The sequence below is a fragment of the Dolichospermum compactum NIES-806 genome (assembly GCF_002368115.1).
GTDB lineage: Bacteria > Cyanobacteriota > Cyanobacteriia > Cyanobacteriales > Nostocaceae > Dolichospermum > Dolichospermum compactum.
This window is the reverse complement of the sequence record NZ_AP018316.1, coordinates 396,112-414,039: the sequence shown is the minus strand read 5'-3', so window position 1 is coordinate 414,039 and position 17,928 is coordinate 396,112. Positions and strand designations below refer to the sequence as shown.

Here is a 17,928-nt window from a genome sequence, read left to right as displayed (position 1 = left end):
AACTGGATATGGAAAATCTTGCGTATTTACATTTAGCTTTTGCCAATCAAGACGAAGAAACCACTGAGTTAATATCCCTCAGTTCTTTATTTAAAACAGCAGCCACACCAAATTGGCAACTCTTTTCTGGTAGTGCGTGGAAATACATGATTCCCGTGGCTTTAACTGTATCTATTTTGAATAATGTTAGTAGTGTTTTCGCCTTAGAAAAAAATGATAACGCTGCTACCGTAAACCATCTCGAACAAAATTGGATATCCCAAGTTGAAACCAACAATCTCGAACAAAACGAAATATCTCAAATTGAAACCACCAATAACCAAATTATCAGTACAGCCCCAATAACCACTACTACCCCAAATAATATTATTTCCGTGAGTAACAAGCGCAAAAACCCCAATCTCCTCAGCAAAGGTGATGAAGGTGCAGATGTCAAAGTTTTACAAGAACGCTTGAAAATCGCTGGTTTTTATTATGGTAATTCCACAGGCATTTTTGGTCCAATTACTCAAGAAGCGGTAAAACGATTCCAAAAAGCTTATCAACTCACAGTTGATGGTGTTGTCGGTAAATCCACATTAGCCAAATTACCAGCAGTCACCGATGAAAATCAAACAACTACTTCTCAAAAATCAGATCACCCAGATATACTTAGTTTAGGCGATCGCGGTGAAGCCGTCAGAATTCTCCAAGAACAACTAATCACCGCCGGATTTCTCCAAAATCAGCCCAATGGTTACTATGGTTCTAACACAGTTGATGCCGTCAAACGCTTTCAAAAACAATACAAACTAGAAATCAATGGCCTAGCTGGACAAACCACCCGTTCTAAGTTACATAGTTTAGTTAAGAACTCCACCAAAAGTGATTTCACCACCCTAGAAATCCAAAGACGACTACAGAAAAAAGGTTTCTATAAGGGTCAAATCAACGGCATGATGGCATCTGATACCAAAAAAGCAATTAGTCGCGCTCAAGAATTTTATGGTATCAGTCTCAAAGATATAGGGGGAGTCAGGAGGTAAGAATCTCTTACCGGATGGCTTTTACTGTAAATTCTGTATCTCATTCAAGTGCATACCGCTATATTAAAAGCGGAAGTTTTTAATTCCCGCTTTCTCCATATCATCAGATTCCCCACGACTTGATTCATCCTCCAGGATTGTAGATGTCTATCCCTATCATCTAAAGTTCTTAGCCATCTAAATTAAGACTGGTAATTGCTAATTATCCATGATCAATGACTAAAGCGGCATCAATGCTCTTTGACACTTAGGACACACAGCATGAATTGTCATTTGACAATCTAATAAATGAAACCCCTCTTTTTGCGCTGTTTTCCCGCCAATCTTTAAAACTGAGTCATTCTTAAACTCAATAGTCGAATTACAGCGAACACAAATGAGGTGATGGTGGTGATGGGGATAAGGCTGATTAATTTCATAATGTTTATGCCCCTCACCCAATTCTAACTCCCGCAAAATCCCCATTCTCGCCATTAACTTTAAAGTGCGATAAATAGTTGATAAACTAATCCCTTCACCATCAGTTTCTAAACGATGATATAGGTCCTCTGCACTTAAATGTTCGCCTTGCGGGAGTTCCTGAAAAATATGTAGAATTGTTTCGCGCTGTGGAGTTAAACGCCAGCCACGGTCGTTTAATTCTGCTTTAAGTGAACCAGTTGTGTAGACAGTCATAGTAAATTTTCTCAACAAAGCTCATTAATTGAGAATATAACAAATATTTGGCTTGATTTGCAACAATCGCTGCTTATTGAGAATATTTGCTGGTTGCCACTCGATTTTGGATTGACGATTTTGGATTTTGGATTGAGGATTTTTCCGTCAGTAGCGGACTCAGACCCGTACCAAATTTTTTTAATCTAAAATCTAAAATCTAAAATTCCCAGTTGCCTTCTAACTTAACGACTCTAGATAGTCGCGGATGAGATTACGACGTTTGGGTTGGCGGAGTTTTTGTAAAGCCTTGGATTCAATTTGTCTGACCCTTTCCCGTGATAAATCAAGGGCGCGACCAATTTCTGCTAAAGAGTAAGCATGACCATCGGACAAGCCAAAGCGCATCGAGATAACATCCCGTTCTCGACTGGTTAAATCATCAAGAAGATTATGCAAATCCTTATGTAAAGATTCTCGCATTAACATCTCCTCTGGCGTAATCGTATCAGTCTCCAGCAATTCGCCTAATTCAGTATCTTTATCCTTCCCTACCTTCGTTTCCAAGGACACAGACCGAGGAACTCTCAATAACACTTCCCGGACTTGGATAGCTGTCATATCCAACTCAATGGCTAGGTCTTCTAAAGTCGGAGTGCGACCTTTTTCTTGGGCAATTTTCCGTTGCGCCTTTTTAATTTTGTTGAGCTTTTCGGTAATATGGACCGGTAGGCGAATAGTGCGGCTAGAAGTAGCGATCGCTCTGGTAATGCCTTGACGAATCCACCAGTAAGCATAGGTACTAAAACGATAACCCTTTGTAGGATCAAACTTCTCAACGGCCCGTTCTAAACCTAAAGTCCCTTCTTGCACCAAATCCAACAATTCCAAACCCCGATTTTGGTACTTTTTGGCAACAGATACCACTAAACGCAAATTCGCCTTAATCATGTGCGATTTGGCTTGTAGTCCTTGAGCTTGAACTTGTTCTAGTTCTTCTACTGTTAAATTAGCAATTTCGGCCCAGCGTCTTTTCCCATTGGCTAAAGTCGGCTTGAGATCAGGTAAATTTATCCCCGCAGTAGTCGCCCACCGTTCCAAAGAAGGGCGGTGTCCTAGTTCTGATGTCAACCGCTCCTGTACCTCCATTAACCGCGCATAAGGGGCAATTACAGCGTCTCCCTCAGTGGCAGCAGCACTAAGCAATAACCTCATCCGTAAATATCGCTGTACTTTTTGGGCTTCAGCAACTTCCTCATCTCTTCCTAACAAGCGGACTCGACCAATTTCTTGTAGATAGAGGCGTACCAAGTCTGTGCTACTTCGGCTAGTTTGCGCGGCTAAGGCTAAGTCAGACTCAACAGCAGCCATATCTAAATCTGGCAAATCATCATTATTGATTTCAATATCCAAGGGTGGACTAGGATTTTGCCCTTCGTGGGCGGCATTTTTATAAAAAGATGTTGCTGGCATGATGTCTCAAATGGCTCCAGTTAACAATAGATTACGGTCAATAGATTTTGGATTTACGATTTTGGATTGACTCCAACCTAAAGTGTGGAGTTTGAGGATTTTAGATTGGCGTTAGCGAAGCGTACGCAGCGCAGCGAGTATTTTTGATTAATTCCGCCCTGAAGGGGCAGGGAACCTGTACCGAAAATTCCCAATCCAAAATCTAAAATCCAAAATTTTTCGGTCAGCTAAAATTACGGTCAGCTAATCAACTGTTGCTATTCCGTAATTTCGTCATGAAATAACATAGTTTGGGCTTCAGTGTACAATTCTTTGCAAAACTTTGTACTAGTCCAAAGATGTCGAAGAGAAGAAAACTTAATTTATCAGCTTTTGGACTGTTTTAACTGGATAGTTATTTTCACCACAGTGTACTGGGTTAGAAAAATACATTCTTAATGAGTTGTTCGTTACTAGTAGTTGTGTAATTGAATAAATAGCTCTGCAAATCTTCAGTCAGAGTTTCCATTAGGAGTTACCTAGTCAATATTACCATGTTTAAAGATATTGACGGTTATTTTTCTAACTGTTTATTAACATACATTTAGTTGTAATGATGTTTATAAACTACATAGTCATATTTACATCACTCAAAAAGTAATTTCCTGACAATTTGATAAATTTTTTCCAGGGATTTTGCGGTAATCGTTTAATTTCAATTGCACACCTTACAAGAGCATCCGGTAAGCGTAAAGCGAGCGTGTCTTTAGACCTGAGATATAAGCGACTCGTGCAGTTCGGCAAGCTCACTGACCACGGTTTTAACCGCATAGAGTCTTTCTTTTCATGAAGATTGGTTGAGGTGCGCGAAGTTTTGTTATCTTTGCTCTCAATGGTGTTATCCTGTTTACAACAGGAATGGTAATGAACCTGTATAAAAACCTAACTGCCTAACGGCTTTTCTGGTCTTTGACTCTTGTTGATATGCGGTTCTATTCCATAGTTCTAGTGACTGCTCTCCGAATAGGTAAGATATTCATGAGAGTGTCAAACTATCAGCATTTCTCCCCCTATTTACCATATTTGTTCTGTAGGAAAATTATCAAATTCGGGCTTTATGTCTCGTAACATCAGTTTATCTAATGCAAGTCTTGGTGTAACTTCTCCTTCCAGCAGTTGGTATACTTGCTCGGTAATGGGAATAGCAATGCCTTGTTGTTGGGCGATTTCCATTAATACCCGACAAGTGTTCACACCTTCGGCTGTGCCTGGAAGATTTGCCATAACTCCTTGCAGCGTTTTTCCATTGGCTAATTGATAACCAACTTGATAATTGCGACTTAAGGGGCTGTTGCAGGTTGCTAATAAATCCCCTAGACCGGATAAACCATAAAATGTTTCCGTTTTCGCGCCTAAAATCTGACCTATTCGCACCATTTCGGTTAAGCCACGAGTGACTAAGGCAGCTTTGGCATTTGTTCCTAAGTGTAACCCATCACATACACCTGCGGCGATCGCTATCACATTTTTCAGTGTTCCCCCTAATTCTACGCCCACAGGGTCAGGATTAGTATAAACACGAAAGCGACTGGAGGAAAATACTAGTTGGACTGTTTGGGCAGCATTGGTATTTTTACTTGCTACTACCGTTGCCGCTGGTAATTCCTGGGCAATTTCCTGGGATAGATTGGGACCTGATAAAACCACCACTGGATGATCAGGAAAAGCTGCTTGCCAAATTTGCGAAGGTGTGTATGTAGTGTGTGGTTCTAGTCCCTTAGTTGCGGTGACAAAGATTCTTTGTGGAGATAGGGGCCAACACTGCACCATAGAAGCCACATCTCTCACCCCTTTCATGGAAATAGCCGACAAGATTATTTGAGCATTTTGATGCTCTAATACTTTTTCTAGAGGTTGGAAGTCAGAACGTGACCATAGATGCACCTGATGACCATTAATGGCTGCTAATTTGGCCAAAGCTGTACCCCAAGCCCCTGCACCAAGAATAACGACAGATTTTAAATTTGGTAATTGGTGATTGGTCATTGGTAATTGGTGATTGGTAATTGGTGATTGGTGATTGGTGATTGGGGTAGAACAACTGACAACGAACAACTGACCACTGACCACTGACAACGAACAACTGACTATCTGGGGTAACGTTTCATTAATTCTCTGACTTGCTCTGCATGATAGGAGCTTCTTGTCAATGGTGAAGAAACAACTTGTAAAAATCCTAGTTCTTCGCCAAAAGTTTGCCACGCGGCAAATTGTTCTGGTGTGATGAAGTCAGATACTTGTAAGTGTTTTTGACTGGGTTGGAGATATTGCCCAATTGTCAAAATATCACAATCTACTCTTCGTAGGTCTGCCATAACTTGGCGAATTTCCGCATCTGTTTCACCTAAGCCGACCATGATACCAGATTTGGTGTAAGTGGTGGGAGAAATTTGCCGAGAACGTTGTAATAATTCCATTGTGCGATCGTAATTTCCCTGGGGACGCACACGACGATATAAGCGAGGAATGGTTTCTGTATTGTGGTTAATTACTTCTGGTTTCGCTTGGAGAATTATTTCTAAAGCTTGCCAATTACCACATAAGTCGGGAATTAATACTTCTATTGTCGTATGAGGTGAAACTTCATGAATAGCATTAATACAGTGGACAAACTGAGATGCACCACCATCTGGTAAATCATCTCGGTTGACGGAAGTAATCACGACGTGATTAAGCTGCATCCGTTCCACTGCTTTCGCTAGTCTTGTGGGTTCGGTGGGATCTAATGCTTGGGGTTTCTTTTCAAAGTCAATGTCACAATAAGGACAAGCCCTGGTGCAAGCTGGACCCATAATCAAAAATGTGGCAGTACCCGCGTTGAAGCATTCCCCAATATTGGGACAGGAGGCTTCTTCGCAAACAGTATTCAGGGCTAAATCCCGTAAAATCTCTTTAACGTTACCAACACGCTCCCATTGAGGTGCTTTCACTCTCAACCAGTCTGGTTTTACAGTCACAGTCTAATTTTACCATTTTAGTTATACAAATCTTATGGTAGCAAGCAAAGACCTTTGTAGAAGAGAAAAAGTTTGTTATTTTGTTACTAATTGTGGTATTGTAGATTTATATTGCCATTTTTTTGGAAAATTGCTCTACTTGGGATCTCCCCAAGACCGCATTTTCCGCTTTTGTGGCGGGATGTGGCGCAGCTTGGTAGCGCACTTCGTTCGGGACGAAGGGGCCGCTGGTTCGAATCCAGTCATCCCGATTGTTGTACATTCGGAAATTATATGTCGCAGTTCGCAAATTAATGTCGCGGCTGCTGTTTTTTGGAATCAATTTAATGATGCTGAGTTTTCGCAAATTAATGTCGTGATTTTGATGAAGTGGAGTTGATTCCACTGCGCTTCTAAGTATACTAAAAAATCTCAGAATAATCCCGAACGAAGTGCGCCTTTCAACCCTCCCATTGAAAAATATATCTTTTATGTTGTTGTTATCACAGGATGATTCGCTTTCTTTGGTGGAATTTGATCAGAAGATGGCGATCGCATCCCTGGATGAAGGTAAAGCTGTGATTCCTGTGTGGTTAGATATTATTTATCAACAATTAGTTAACAAATTGCGTTAACCTAATAGTTCCCTCCAAGAATAAATCCATTGATAGGAGACAGCATTTTGCCACGTGGAACTAGAAAAAGCACTAAAAAACAACCAGCCGAAAATAATACGCCTGGGCTGTTATCTATATTAGAAGAAATTGATAAAACTGAGGAACGTTTAGACATTCCCACAATGGAAACATGGCTGTGGGATGCAGCTTGTAAAATACGCGGTTCTACAGATGCACCAAAATACAAAGATTTTATTCTACCGTTAATTTTCTATAAACGTTTATCTGATAACTAAGGACGGTATTAAGGTTGTTGGTGAGGTTTTTCGCAATTGGGAAACTAGGGATAAATTGAGTAAGGTTGTGAAAATTGCAGAGTTAAGAGAGGCTGATTATAATCTTAGTCCTTCCCCATTTGTAGATATTAGTGAGAAGTTTGTACATCGTGAAATTGGTGATATTTTAGCAGATTTAGCAGCAGCAAGACAAGCGAGGGAATGGGCTGATAAGGATTTAGATGAGGTTTTGGTTAAGTTGAATTTAGGTAAATGATTTAATCATATCTCGTTCCCAGTCTTCGACTGGGAATGTTCTACAGAGGCTCTGCCTCTACTGTCATTGAAGGCAGAGCCTTCTAGAATTCATTCCCATACAGAGTATGGGAACGAGAAAGATTTTGGGAAGTTTATCCAGTGGTGTAAAATAATTTTAGGAGTTATGAGGTTTTTTAGTTATGACTCAAGCTGTGGAAAAACAAGAATCTATTTTAGATAGAGTCCAGAATTTAACACCGGAACAACAGGAAGAGGTATTAAATTTTATTGATTTTTTGCAATTTAAGAGACAAAAGCAGGATTTAGAGCCAAAAAAACGCCGTAAATGGGGAGATATTAAAGGTAAAGCACCTTATCGTTTAGTTGGTGAAGATGCTCAAATTTGGGTGTCAAGAAATAGAAGAGAGGAGACGGAAAATAGAGAATTACATTTAAGAAGTAACTATGAAGATTGAAGATTATTTAATTCAGGGTAAAAAGTTATTTCTGGATACTGCACCAGTAATTTATTATGTTGAGAATAATCCTCAATATCAATCGTTAGTTAATTATGTATTTGAGAATCTTGATTCAGGTTTGCTGAGTGCTGTTACTTCTCCTATCACTTTATCTGAGTGTTTAGTTTATCCTTATCGTTTAGGATTAACTGAACTAAAAGAGGATTTTATTGATTTGATTGTTTCTGGTGTAAATGTTGAGTTTATTCAAATTGATGAATTAATTGCTAAACAAGCCTCTCAATTACGAGCTAAATATAATTTGGCTTTATTAGATTCTTTACAAATTTCTGTGGCTATTGTGGCTAAGTGTGATGTATTTTTAACGAATGATATTCAATTGAAACGAGTAACAGAATTACCAATTTTAGTTTTGAGTGATTTTTTGGCAGGTGGTAAAAATGGATAAAATAGAATTACCTCCTAGTTGGAAATCTATCCAGTTAGGACAAGTTGTTAGTTTGCAAAGGGGTAAAGACCTCCCAAAAACAGAAAGACAGACTGGTGTTTATCCAGTAGTTGGTTCTAATGGTATTGTTGGTTATCACTCAGAATTTATGTCACACGGTCCAGGTGTAATGGTTGGTCGGAGTGGTAGCGTAGGGAAAATAACCTGGATTGAATGTTATTATTGGGCATTAAATACATCTTTATACGTTAAAAATTTTCATGGTAACGACCCATTATTTATCAGATATTTTCTGAGTTATTTAAAGTTGGGTAAGTATGCTTCAGGTGTTAGTGTACCTAAGTAAGTGAACAGAAAAATTTAAAGGTATATAACGGTATGTAAAGTTGTCTCAATGCGAGATTCTGATTGAGTTTCAGCCATTTTACAAAACGCAATACCCCTCATTTTTATTTTGTTTACCTACTTACATTAAACAGAAATATAGTTCATCCTGTTCTTTTTCCTTTACCAAAAGAAGAAGAACAAAAGGAAATTGCAGATATTTTAAAATCAGGCGATACCAAAATTCAAGCCTTAGAAAAAGAAATCTCCCTCACAGATGAATTATTCCAGGCTGCCCTAGAAAAACTAATGACAGGGAAACTATCCACACAACCATTAATAGAGGTTTAAACATGAGCGAATCATCAGCAGTACAAAAACCAATGCTAAAATACGCCCATCAAATTGGGTGGGAATACCTCACAAAAAATTTACTCGTTCCCAATCACGGTAAACTGTTTAAATGCTTTATGTCTGCTTATTTACCTGATTGGGAAGAGAAAGAGCAAAAATTACAAATGTCTCAAAATTCGCCTAATAACTCTAAATTTTCTTCTGATTTTCTACCATCTCCCCAAACGACAAAAAACACCGATGACACCAACCATCAACCCACAACGCCGGAACTTTAAACCTAGCCCCACAATTAGGACACTCAGACAGCAAACTTAAATGATGCTGCTGACACCCCTGAGTCACCTTAAACTGCCACTCAATCAGAATCTCGCATTGAGACAACTTTACATACCGTTATATACCTTTAAATTTTTCTGTTCACCTACTTATTTTGTCAATTAATGTTGAAGAGGCTCAATATAGGCTAAAATAACAAAAACCTTATATAGCAAGGGTTTAGGGGTTAATATTTTTGTGGACATTAATTTGTCAAGTGGTCATGTAATCTGGCAAGCGACATCAGACCATTGCTAGTACACTGCGGCGTAAGTGAATGAACCATTTTCAAGCCTTGCAATCTATCAAATTTTCGGAGCTTTTAATGGTCATGTCATTTACGCCAACCTGTACTAGATACTATATTCCTCAACAATATAATTGGGAGAAAATTCGTTTTCATCCTAAAGAGGGTTTAGGAGAATTTATAACTACGGCTATGCGAAAAATAGCCGGTTTTAATAAGAATTTATCGGGTATATTGACCCTAAAAGACTACAACGAAAAACAACATGATCAGCGTGTTTTAGATGATGATAGATTATCAGATTTAATTGAAGTTATCAGTCCTCATCATTTGGGGTTGAAAAATGCCAATGCTGATCGTGAAATTGGTGATATTTTAGCAGATTTAGCAGGTAACTGTTCACCCCCCCTATCTTTAACGAGAGATCAAGGGTTTCGATAATTTTAGAGGGGGGGAGTGAATAACTACTTTAGCAGCAGTAAGACAAGCAAGAGAATGGGCTGATAAGGATTTAGATGAGGTTTTGGTTAAGTTGAATTTAGGTTATTAAGTTGAGGAGGAAAATATATGTCTTATAGTGATTTTACTTTAGAAACTGTTAAGAAAAATCTACATCTGAATATTTCTAGCAGAGACAATATTTTTTCTGAAGTTGCACCATTACCAGTTAGTGAATATTTACAGGAAACTTTAGCCTATAATGTACCGGTTGCTTTGGCTAGTAATACGGAAAAATCTCGTTCTGAGATGATTATTACCCCGATTTTATTAGAATTAACTAAAAAGTTTGCTAATCAAATTAGTTTGTTTTCGGGTGTGGAATTTAATATTGAACCTAGTCAGGGTTTAAATGGAAATTGTGATTTTTTAATTAGTCGTTCTCCTGAGTTTTTATTGATTAATACACCTGTGATTATTATTGTGGAAGCGAAGAAGGAAAATATTAAAGGAGGTTTGGGACAATGTATCGCTGAAATGTATGCAGCTAGGTTATTTAATGAACGGGAGGAAAATCAAATTACAGAAATTTATGGGGTGGTAACTACAGGAGAAATTTGGAAGTTTTTAAGGTTATCAGGTGAATTGGTGCAGATTGATTTGGCTGAATATTTTTTAAATGATGTCAATAAGATTTTGGGAATTCTGTCTAGTGGTGTAAAATAATTTTAGCAAAGCATTATTTAAAGATGTGGAGGATAAAAGTCGAAAATCACCTTTTTTAATTTCCATAGGCGATCGCGCTGAAAAAATTCGCCAGCAGTTTGAAGATAGGCAAATTGAAGCAACAGAAGCATTAGCGAAACTCGAAGAAATTGCCAAGGAACGTATTCAAGCGGAAACAGAACGGGAAAATATCCAAATTGATGAAAATACCTATGCTATTTATACTCAAAACGGCTTGATTGTTTGATTCTAAACGTAGGGGTAAAGCAAGAGCTTCATTGGTGTCAACTTAACGTAAAACATCTATCCCGCAAAGAACTCAAGTCGTCTCATTCCCAGTCTCTGACTGGGAATGAATTCTAGAAGGCTCTGCCTTCAATGATATTAGAGGCAGAGCCTCATCAACTGCATTCCTAGTCAGAGACTAGGAACGAGATGTGGTAGGGATTTGATTTTATTGAATTCTATCTAACCACTGTTTTGGATTGCGTTTTGCATGGAAGCAAGCAAATATAAAAACAGTATCTTGTCCAAAAATGTAGAGAATTACACAAGGAAATCGCCTGATTAATACTCTTCTTACCTGTTTGTATGTTTATAGGTAACTTAGTAAGCAAGGGGTTGTCTTCCAATTCCAGATAGACAAGCATCAACAGCACGAACAAATTCCGAACCTAAACCCGGATTTTGGGATTCGTACCACTCAAAAGCATTTTGGATATCGTATTCTGCTTCTGGCTGAATAATCAGGTTATAGTTTATTGGGAAAATCCTAACCGTTTCTTAACGTCTTCCCAACTAGAACCGGTTGTAGGGTTTTTTTCGTAATTTTCTAACCGTCGCTCTAATTCTTGTTGTTGTGCTGAACTCAAGGGAAGTTCTTCTGGCTGTTCTAAGATGCTGTCCCATAAATCTTCAGCAAGTTGGATACGTTCTGCAATGCTGAGTTCAGAAATGTCAAATTTTAATAGGGGATGAAGACTCATAATTAAAGAGTTGGGGTGTAACTTTTATCTATGTCTTTTATCATAACTCATGTCGTTGGACACCAATAGCCTCAGCCATAACATAATCTGAAGGTCTATATCGCAATTTACCTGGCATTTGACTGTTAATATTAAATTCTCTTATCAATATAAAATCGGTGTTTATACCTTCGATTATAGCGTTTTCAATAACCGATGAAGTCATTTTATCATCTGCAAAAATTCCTACAACATTATATCCACTTTTATTGATAAAGTACCTATTACCATCTTGGCAGTATTCCATTAATTTGATTTTTACACATTCTGCAAAAGACAGATTTTTTTTAATTTGTGCAGTATGTATTTCTATGATTCTTGTATCTTTGGTAGTTTCCTGTTTATTACCATTAATACTTAAGAACCATTTATATAATTCTAATTTTTCGTTTCTATATAAACCATCTATTGATTGATAATAATTATTTGGTAAGTAGAAATAAAAATGTATAACTGTACCTTTAGAGTTAAATCTGAAATTTTGAATTAATGATTTAAAAATTAACTCCATATTATAACCATCTTTTTTATAGAATTCCAGGAGATAAAAAAGCTTATCAACTAAATATTTAACGTCAATTATTGCTATTGATCGACTAAAATCAAATGTCAGATTATTTTTGTCAGGTTTTTTAGTTTTTTTAGTAAGATTTTGGCGTTTATTATATCTTATAGTTTCAAGTTCATTCCATGAAATATGACTTAAACTTATTAATTCACTAATAATTTTGCTAATATAGTTTTGAAGTTCAATAAAAAGAGATTCAATGTCAATAAGTTCATTTAAAATTTCAGTAATGTGTTTGCCATTATGAACAACATCGCTTCTATAATCTTTGCTGAATTTCATAAATCTATCAACTAGAAAAAGATATTCTTGATTATTATTTGCTATGTGGGGTATAAATTTCTTTTTCGCATCTTGAAATACTTCAAATTTGTAAGGATTTGCCAAAAAGTCAAACAAGGTCATTATTTGTATAAATTTTGCTGTCAGATTATCTTGCTCAAGAATTTGATAATTTAACCTCAGAGCATTGTTGACTATATGATATACCTCCCCAATTGTATTGATATTACTATAATAGCTCTTTATTTTGGATAAATCTCTAACTTTAAGACCATTTCCAATCACTATCTCTGTACTATATTTATTGTGAATTGCAAATTTGCAAATTACAGGATGACAGAATATGAGGACAACTGATTTGCTGTTGTATATCTGTCCTACTCTACCAGGAACAGAATGAGGATAAAAGTAATCACAATAGTAAAATCTAAATAAATTTAGAATTGGTTCTAACTTCTTGGTAGCTATGTCTATTATTTTAGGATCATATTCTACTGAAATAGGTAAATATGTTTCATCAATTTCTGATGTTTTTATTTTGAAGCATCCTAAAACGTATGAATTTATTTTATCTTTAAGTAAATTTTGTTCATCATCTGCATGAAATATATTGCTGAACAATTCATCTATATTTACTGTTTCTTTTGGATATAATGTAATATCATTTATAGTAATAACTTCAGGAATATGAAATCTTGGAATAGGAACAAGCATCAAACATTCATCATTTTGTAGGTTAACTTGTGAGATTGCTGAATACATATCAATTTTTTCTATGTTTATAATTGTATACCAATACTAAATATTTAGTTTATACCAAAAATCTCAAAAAATAACGGAACTTAGAGAAAAATACGGAAAGTATTTTGGTATTAGTTTAATTATCTTCACTAGATGTTCAAGTGCGATCGCTCATAGTTTACGTTCTCAATAAGCGATCGCATACATCTTGAGTTAATTCCTACTGTCGCGCCATAATAGTCCGCATTTCAGCTTCCCGATCTTGAATCAAATCACCACTAACATCCACCATCACACTATAAATCTTACCCGTAAACTTAAAAGGCGGTTCATAATCCGGCGTAACAGGCGCACCAGGGGCAATTCCACAGGTCACACCACTGGTTAGACCTAGTGCTAAAGGAGTAGTTACAGGCACATCAATCTGCCCGACCAATTTCTCATCAATATACAATTGGCCGCGTCCTGGCGTTCCTTTTCCCTTGGCTAAATCTGGTTGACCCGTGACTTTAAACTCAAAGCGCAACTGGTGACGACCTACCGGCACAGATGACCCAGATTCAACATGATAGAGCGATCGCCCCACATAATTATGAACCCAGTGCAGTTTGCCATTTTGGACATAGAAAGAATAGCCACTATCATTACCCCCATGAGCCAGTAATATCCCTTCAGCGCCACCTGGGGGAATCTCCACATCAGCCGTAATACTGTGGGGACGATTTAACACTCTCACCGCACTACCGGCTGGAATCGCTTGAGTATCAGGATAGTAAACATAGCGACTACGATTGACAGCAATTTGCGGGCGTTCTTCCGCGAATCGTTGCACGCCACGTCCATCCACAGGCAATACATTATACTTACCAGCCTCAATATACCAAGTAGCAATCATCTCAATCAACTTAGGACGATTATCAGCCGCAATATTGTGATTTTCCGCAAAATCTGAAGCAACGTGATACAGTTCCCAATGATGAGTATCCAAATCCGTCAGAGTTTCCGCCGAAATCGCCTCACCAAAAAACTGCCCCGCTTCTGTAAATGAGGGACCCGGCCAAGGACAAACCGCTCGCCAACCATCATAGTAAAGGGAACGATGTCCCATCATCTCGAAATACTGGGTAAGATGCTTAGTAGGTGCGGTACTATGATTAAAAGTAGGGGCAAAACTGACACCTTCAATGGGAGATTGAGTCACACCCTTAATCGTTGTCGGTGGTTCAATTTCTAGTAATTCCAGCACCGTCGGCACAAGGTCAATAGCATGAGCGTACTGAGTCCGAATTTCCCCTTTAGCCTCAATACCTTGACTCCAATGCACAATTAAAGGGTCACTAATTCCCCCTCGATAAGTTTCCCGTTTCCACCGCCTAAAAGGCGTATTCCCTGCCCAAGTCCAGCCCCAAGCATAATGGTTAAAGGTTTCGGCACTGCCTAATTTATCCAATGCTTTGAGATTTTCCTCTAGGGATTCTGGCACATTGTTAAAAAACAGGTTCTCATTCACTGAACCAGTCGATCCCCCTTCCGAACTTGCGCCATTGTCCGAGATCACCATAATGACAGTATTCTCGAATTCACCGATAGATTTAAGGAAATCGAGTAAACGACCGATATGGTAGTCAGTATGGGTTAAAAAACCAGCATATACTTCCATCATCCGAGCATAAAGCCGTTTTTCGGCGGCTGGGAGGGAATCCCAGTGCGGGACATCGGGATCATGACGAGAAAGTTCGGCATCTGCGGGAACAATCCCCATTTCCTGCTGACGGGCAAAAACCTTTTCCCTGTAAGCTTCCCAACCATCATCAAATTGTCCAGCGTAGGCATCAGCCCATTCTTTGGGGACATGATGGGGGGCGTGCATTGCCCCCGGACAGAAATACATGAAAAAGGGCTTATTTGGAGCAACCTGCTTGGCATCAGCGATAAAGCTAATGGCTTTGTCTGCTAAATCTTCCGTTAAATGGTAGCCTTCTGCGGGGGTCTTTTCTGGCTTAACGGTGTGGTTATCATAAACCAACTCTGGATAATACTGGTGGGTTTCTCCGCCCAAAAAGCCATAAAAACGCTCAAAACCGCGACCGAGAGGCCAGCGATCATAGGGGCCTGCGGCTGAAAGTTGGTCTGAGGGGGTTAAATGCCATTTTCCTAACGCATAAGTGTTATAACCCTTCTGGAGTAATATCTCTGAGAGAAACCCATTTTCAAAGGGAATATTCCCATTACCTCCGGGATAACCCGTAGACCCTTCTGTAATGCAGGACATGGCGTTAGAATGGTGATTGCGCCCAGTCAGCAGACAAGAACGGGTGGGAGAACACAGTGCCGTTGTGTGTAGATTATTGTAGCGCAATCCATTAGCGGCTAGTGTGTCTAGGTTGGGTGTTTTGATGGGACTTCCGTAACTTCCAAATTGTCCAAATCCTGTATCATCGAAAACGATAAATAGGACGTTTGGTGTGTTTTCTTTTGCCCGCAATGGTTCTGGCCAAGCTGGACTGGATTTATCAACTGTCCGGCCGATAACTCCAGGGAAGGTAGTTCCGGGTTTGTATTCACGCAGAGACATAAATCTAAACTCTTGAGAATATTTAATTGTTAACAAAAACCCCGAAGTTCTATATCCTCTTTAGGAGGGGTTAATTCTTGACACTCCACTCTCTAAAGCCATTTATGAGAGTATTTTGCGAGATTTGCGATTACTAGGTCGCGCTATCTCTATTCCTATGGCTCCTGCGTCGCCACGCAAACTATCGGTCCCGTCAGGGATACGCTATCGCACTAATCACGCTCAATAGGACATATTTTGTGATATCGCTCGTACCCAACTATGGTAGACGATACAGTCATAGAAAAGATTTACAGCGACCCTAAAAATGCGGAATTAATCAGTTATTTTTGGTCAGGGAAAGTTTATAAAACTATTATCGGTTTAAATTTAATCACTTTATACTACATTGACATTAGTGGTAATTCAGTACCAATTAATTACAGAATATATGATAAAAAGGAGGGAAAACAAAAAACGATTATTTTAGAGAAATGGTGAGTGAAATAATAAGCTGGGGAGTTAAACCCAGAATGGTAACAGGAGATAGTTGGTATTCTGGAGTAGAAAACTTGAAATTTCTAAAAAACCAGAAATTGGGTTTCCTATTCGGAATTGAAAAAAATAGAACTGTTTCCAATGAGCCACACAAGTATTGTCAGGTAAGCACTCTGGCTATTCCTGAAGAAGGATTAAGAACTCATCTGAAAGAATTTGGATTTATAAAGTTGTTTAGGAAAGACTTTAAAAAAGAAGACTCTAGACATTATATTTTATATCTGCCAGATGAGGAAAAAATCCAAGACATAACCAGAAGTACCTTCGTCACAATTCATGATACTCATTGGGGTATTGAAACCTTTCATCGAGCCATAAAACAAGTATGTGGAATTTGTCGGTTTATGGTTAGAGATACCCATGCAATCAAAACACATATATTTTGTTCACTTCAAGCTTTTGTGAAATTGGAGTTTATGCGCTCTGAAAATATAATTAGCAATTGGTATGAAGTACAACGGAATCTGTTTACTTTAGTTTTGCGTGAGCATATTTTTGCTAATCTTAATAGCGATCGCATGATCTAGCACACATAGATAATGTTTTTTGTCAATGCGTAAGTCCTAATTTTTTACTCCTTTCTCATGAAGTAAATTTCGTAATAACCGATTGTGACAGTTAAGGGTGCGGAATGTGGGTTTAATTGGTGCTATTTCTGAATTTTCAGGACTGCATCTATTTTCTGGTTTCAATAGTCCTTTTATCTTTGTTCCTCCTTTAGCTGTGCGGTTTGCTAAGTTTGTATCTGGTGCAGAAGATGAGATAATTAAACAGATGCCTCCTTACTGTTAGTCTTTTTCGACTATATAGGGTTTTAAAAATTGAACGCTGATGAACGCCAATAAACGCAGATAAATATTTAATATTACTTCTCTTCTTCTTTTATTTCTTCGTGTTCTTCGTGTCTTTGTGGTTCATTTAATTGGTACTTTTCCGACGCAAAGGGAATAATCATCCTATTATCTGATTTCATGAGTTTAGCAGCTTCTTGTAATAGTGCTTTTTGTTCATTGTGAATAACTTCTAAACGACGGGAAATTTCTGCTAACCGTTGCTGTTTACTATAATTGAACTGATTAGGTTGAATTTTTCCAAGTCCGAAAATTCCAACTTGGCTAAATATTATCCAAAGAGATTTTAAGAATTTTTGTAATAAAATAAAAGGAATTTTAAAAATTGACCAACTAGCTGTTCCTATAATTTTAACAATTGCTTTGATAATACTCGAAAGCACAGCAATTGTAAATAATAAAATTATTACCCCTCGCACAGGATGATTTATTCCCCATGTGAATATTTCTAATATTTGTAAAAACCAGGGATATTGTGATAATGAATCATGAATAGCAGTATTAATATTTTTTTGGATTACTTCTGATGTATTGTTAGTAATCTTCTCGACATTTTGCCAATTATTTTCTAAATAAGCTTTAGTATTATCTGTTGTTTGTGTGGCTTTTTGTTGTACAGATTGGGTGAAAGTATGAACACCATTTTTTAATATTTGCCAACGTTGAATAACTGTGTCTGATAAGTTTGGATTTAGCTGCATAAGCTTCAAATATATTAAATTTCAGATCCCCGACTTC

At 37.9% G+C, this 17,928-nt stretch carries 21 protein-coding genes, 1 tRNA gene and 1 pseudogene; 15 read left to right on the top strand and 8 right to left on the bottom strand.

Annotated features, from left to right (window positions below):
• Nucleotides 1–8 precede the first annotated feature (8 nt).
• A complete protein-coding gene (locus CA730_RS01825; RefSeq protein ID WP_096663226.1) occupies nt 9–1,025 on the top strand; it encodes a peptidoglycan-binding domain-containing protein in 1,017 nt (338 codons plus the stop codon).
• 219 nt (nt 1,026–1,244) lie between these two features.
• Here CA730_RS01825 and CA730_RS01820 read toward each other — a convergent pair whose 3' ends face one another.
• The 4 genes from CA730_RS01820 to lipA all read right to left on the bottom strand — a co-directional run bounded on the left by CA730_RS01820 (nt 1,245) and on the right by lipA (nt 6,148).
• Nucleotides 1,245–1,700 (bottom strand): Fur family transcriptional regulator, encoded by a 456-nt coding sequence (locus CA730_RS01820; protein WP_096663223.1) that lies wholly within the window; start codon nt 1,698–1,700, stop codon nt 1,245–1,247.
• 219 nt (nt 1,701–1,919) lie between these two features.
• Entirely contained in the window at nt 1,920–3,152 is a 1,233-nt protein-coding gene (gene sigC, locus CA730_RS01815) for an RNA polymerase sigma factor SigC (RefSeq protein WP_096663220.1), read from the bottom strand.
• Between the two features lie 1,053 nt (nt 3,153–4,205).
• Nucleotides 4,206–5,177 (bottom strand): NAD(P)H-dependent glycerol-3-phosphate dehydrogenase, encoded by a 972-nt coding sequence (locus tag CA730_RS01810; protein ID WP_096671209.1) that lies wholly within the window; start codon nt 5,175–5,177, stop codon nt 4,206–4,208.
• Nucleotides 5,178–5,278: 101 nt separating this feature from the next.
• Nucleotides 5,279–6,148, bottom strand: a complete 870-nt coding sequence (gene lipA, locus CA730_RS01805; RefSeq protein ID WP_096663217.1) for a lipoyl synthase — start codon at nt 6,146–6,148, stop codon at nt 5,279–5,281.
• 177 nt (nt 6,149–6,325) lie between these two features.
• Between lipA and CA730_RS01800 the strand changes: the two genes are divergently transcribed.
• The 12 genes from CA730_RS01800 to CA730_RS01740 all read left to right on the top strand — a co-directional run bounded on the left by CA730_RS01800 (nt 6,326) and on the right by CA730_RS01740 (nt 10,858).
• A tRNA-Pro gene (locus CA730_RS01800) sits at nt 6,326–6,399 on the top strand.
• A gap of 219 nt (nt 6,400–6,618) precedes the next feature.
• Nucleotides 6,619–6,762 (top strand): hypothetical protein, encoded by a 144-nt coding sequence (locus CA730_RS01795; protein WP_231939950.1) that lies wholly within the window; start codon nt 6,619–6,621, stop codon nt 6,760–6,762.
• Nucleotides 6,763–6,809: 47 nt separating this feature from the next.
• Nucleotides 6,810–7,040: a type I restriction-modification system subunit M N-terminal domain-containing protein gene (locus tag CA730_RS25355; protein WP_231939949.1), complete on the top strand. Its 231-nt coding sequence runs from the start codon at nt 6,810–6,812 to the stop codon at nt 7,038–7,040.
• 55 nt (nt 7,041–7,095) lie between these two features.
• On the top strand, nt 7,096–7,296 hold the full coding sequence (locus tag CA730_RS01785; protein ID WP_231939948.1) for a hypothetical protein: 201 nt from the start codon (nt 7,096–7,098) through the stop codon (nt 7,294–7,296).
• 181 nt (nt 7,297–7,477) lie between these two features.
• Nucleotides 7,478–7,753 (top strand): DUF2281 domain-containing protein, encoded by a 276-nt coding sequence (locus tag CA730_RS01780; protein ID WP_096663214.1) that lies wholly within the window; start codon nt 7,478–7,480, stop codon nt 7,751–7,753.
• Entirely contained in the window at nt 7,743–8,204 is a 462-nt protein-coding gene (locus CA730_RS01775) for a type II toxin-antitoxin system VapC family toxin (protein ID WP_053540466.1), read from the top strand. The genes CA730_RS01780 and CA730_RS01775 overlap by 11 nt, the downstream gene beginning before the upstream one ends.
• Nucleotides 8,197–8,550 carry a restriction endonuclease subunit S gene (locus CA730_RS01770; RefSeq protein WP_096663211.1) on the top strand — a complete coding sequence of 118 codons (354 nt, stop codon included), beginning with the start codon at nt 8,197–8,199 and terminating at the stop codon, nt 8,548–8,550. The genes CA730_RS01775 and CA730_RS01770 overlap by 8 nt, the downstream gene beginning before the upstream one ends.
• Before the next feature lie 62 nt (nt 8,551–8,612).
• A complete protein-coding gene (locus tag CA730_RS01765) occupies nt 8,613–8,879 on the top strand; it encodes a restriction endonuclease subunit S domain-containing protein (RefSeq protein ID WP_096663208.1) in 267 nt (88 codons plus the stop codon).
• Nucleotides 8,880–8,881: 2 nt separating this feature from the next.
• Entirely contained in the window at nt 8,882–9,160 is a 279-nt protein-coding gene (locus tag CA730_RS25350; protein ID WP_231939947.1) for a M48 family metalloprotease, read from the top strand.
• A gap of 371 nt (nt 9,161–9,531) precedes the next feature.
• Nucleotides 9,532–9,888, top strand: a complete 357-nt coding sequence (locus CA730_RS01750) for a type I restriction-modification system subunit M N-terminal domain-containing protein (RefSeq protein WP_231939946.1) — start codon at nt 9,532–9,534, stop codon at nt 9,886–9,888.
• A gap of 126 nt (nt 9,889–10,014) precedes the next feature.
• A complete protein-coding gene (locus tag CA730_RS01745) occupies nt 10,015–10,611 on the top strand; it encodes a hypothetical protein (protein ID WP_053540464.1) in 597 nt (198 codons plus the stop codon).
• Nucleotides 10,612–10,636: 25 nt separating this feature from the next.
• Nucleotides 10,637–10,858, top strand: a complete 222-nt coding sequence (locus CA730_RS01740; protein WP_096663200.1) for a hypothetical protein — start codon at nt 10,637–10,639, stop codon at nt 10,856–10,858.
• A 511-nt stretch (nt 10,859–11,369) separates the two neighbouring features.
• On the opposite strand, the gene CA730_RS01730 is transcribed toward CA730_RS01740, so the two are convergent.
• From CA730_RS01730 to CA730_RS01720, 3 genes are all read right to left on the bottom strand, one after another.
• Nucleotides 11,370–11,597 carry an addiction module protein gene (locus CA730_RS01730; protein ID WP_096663197.1) on the bottom strand — a complete coding sequence of 76 codons (228 nt, stop codon included), beginning with the start codon at nt 11,595–11,597 and terminating at the stop codon, nt 11,370–11,372.
• A gap of 40 nt (nt 11,598–11,637) precedes the next feature.
• Nucleotides 11,638–13,248: a hypothetical protein gene (locus CA730_RS01725; RefSeq protein WP_096663194.1), complete on the bottom strand. Its 1,611-nt coding sequence runs from the start codon at nt 13,246–13,248 to the stop codon at nt 11,638–11,640.
• Nucleotides 13,249–13,447: 199 nt separating this feature from the next.
• Nucleotides 13,448–15,802, bottom strand: coding sequence for an arylsulfatase (locus tag CA730_RS01720; protein WP_096663191.1), 2,355 nt, complete (start codon nt 15,800–15,802; stop codon nt 13,448–13,450).
• Between the two features lie 264 nt (nt 15,803–16,066).
• Between CA730_RS01720 and CA730_RS01715 the strand changes: the two are divergent.
• A pseudogene (locus CA730_RS01715) lies at nt 16,067–16,866 on the top strand (IS701 family transposase); the annotation flags it as partial.
• A 106-nt stretch (nt 16,867–16,972) separates the two neighbouring features.
• Nucleotides 16,973–17,131, top strand: coding sequence for a hypothetical protein (locus CA730_RS01710; protein ID WP_197705487.1), 159 nt, complete (start codon nt 16,973–16,975; stop codon nt 17,129–17,131).
• Nucleotides 17,132–17,204: 73 nt separating this feature from the next.
• On the opposite strand, the gene CA730_RS01705 is transcribed toward CA730_RS01710, so the two are convergent.
• Nucleotides 17,205–17,891 carry a hypothetical protein gene (locus CA730_RS01705; RefSeq protein WP_197705486.1) on the bottom strand — a complete coding sequence of 229 codons (687 nt, stop codon included), beginning with the start codon at nt 17,889–17,891 and terminating at the stop codon, nt 17,205–17,207.
• Nucleotides 17,892–17,928: the final 37 nt, after the last annotated feature.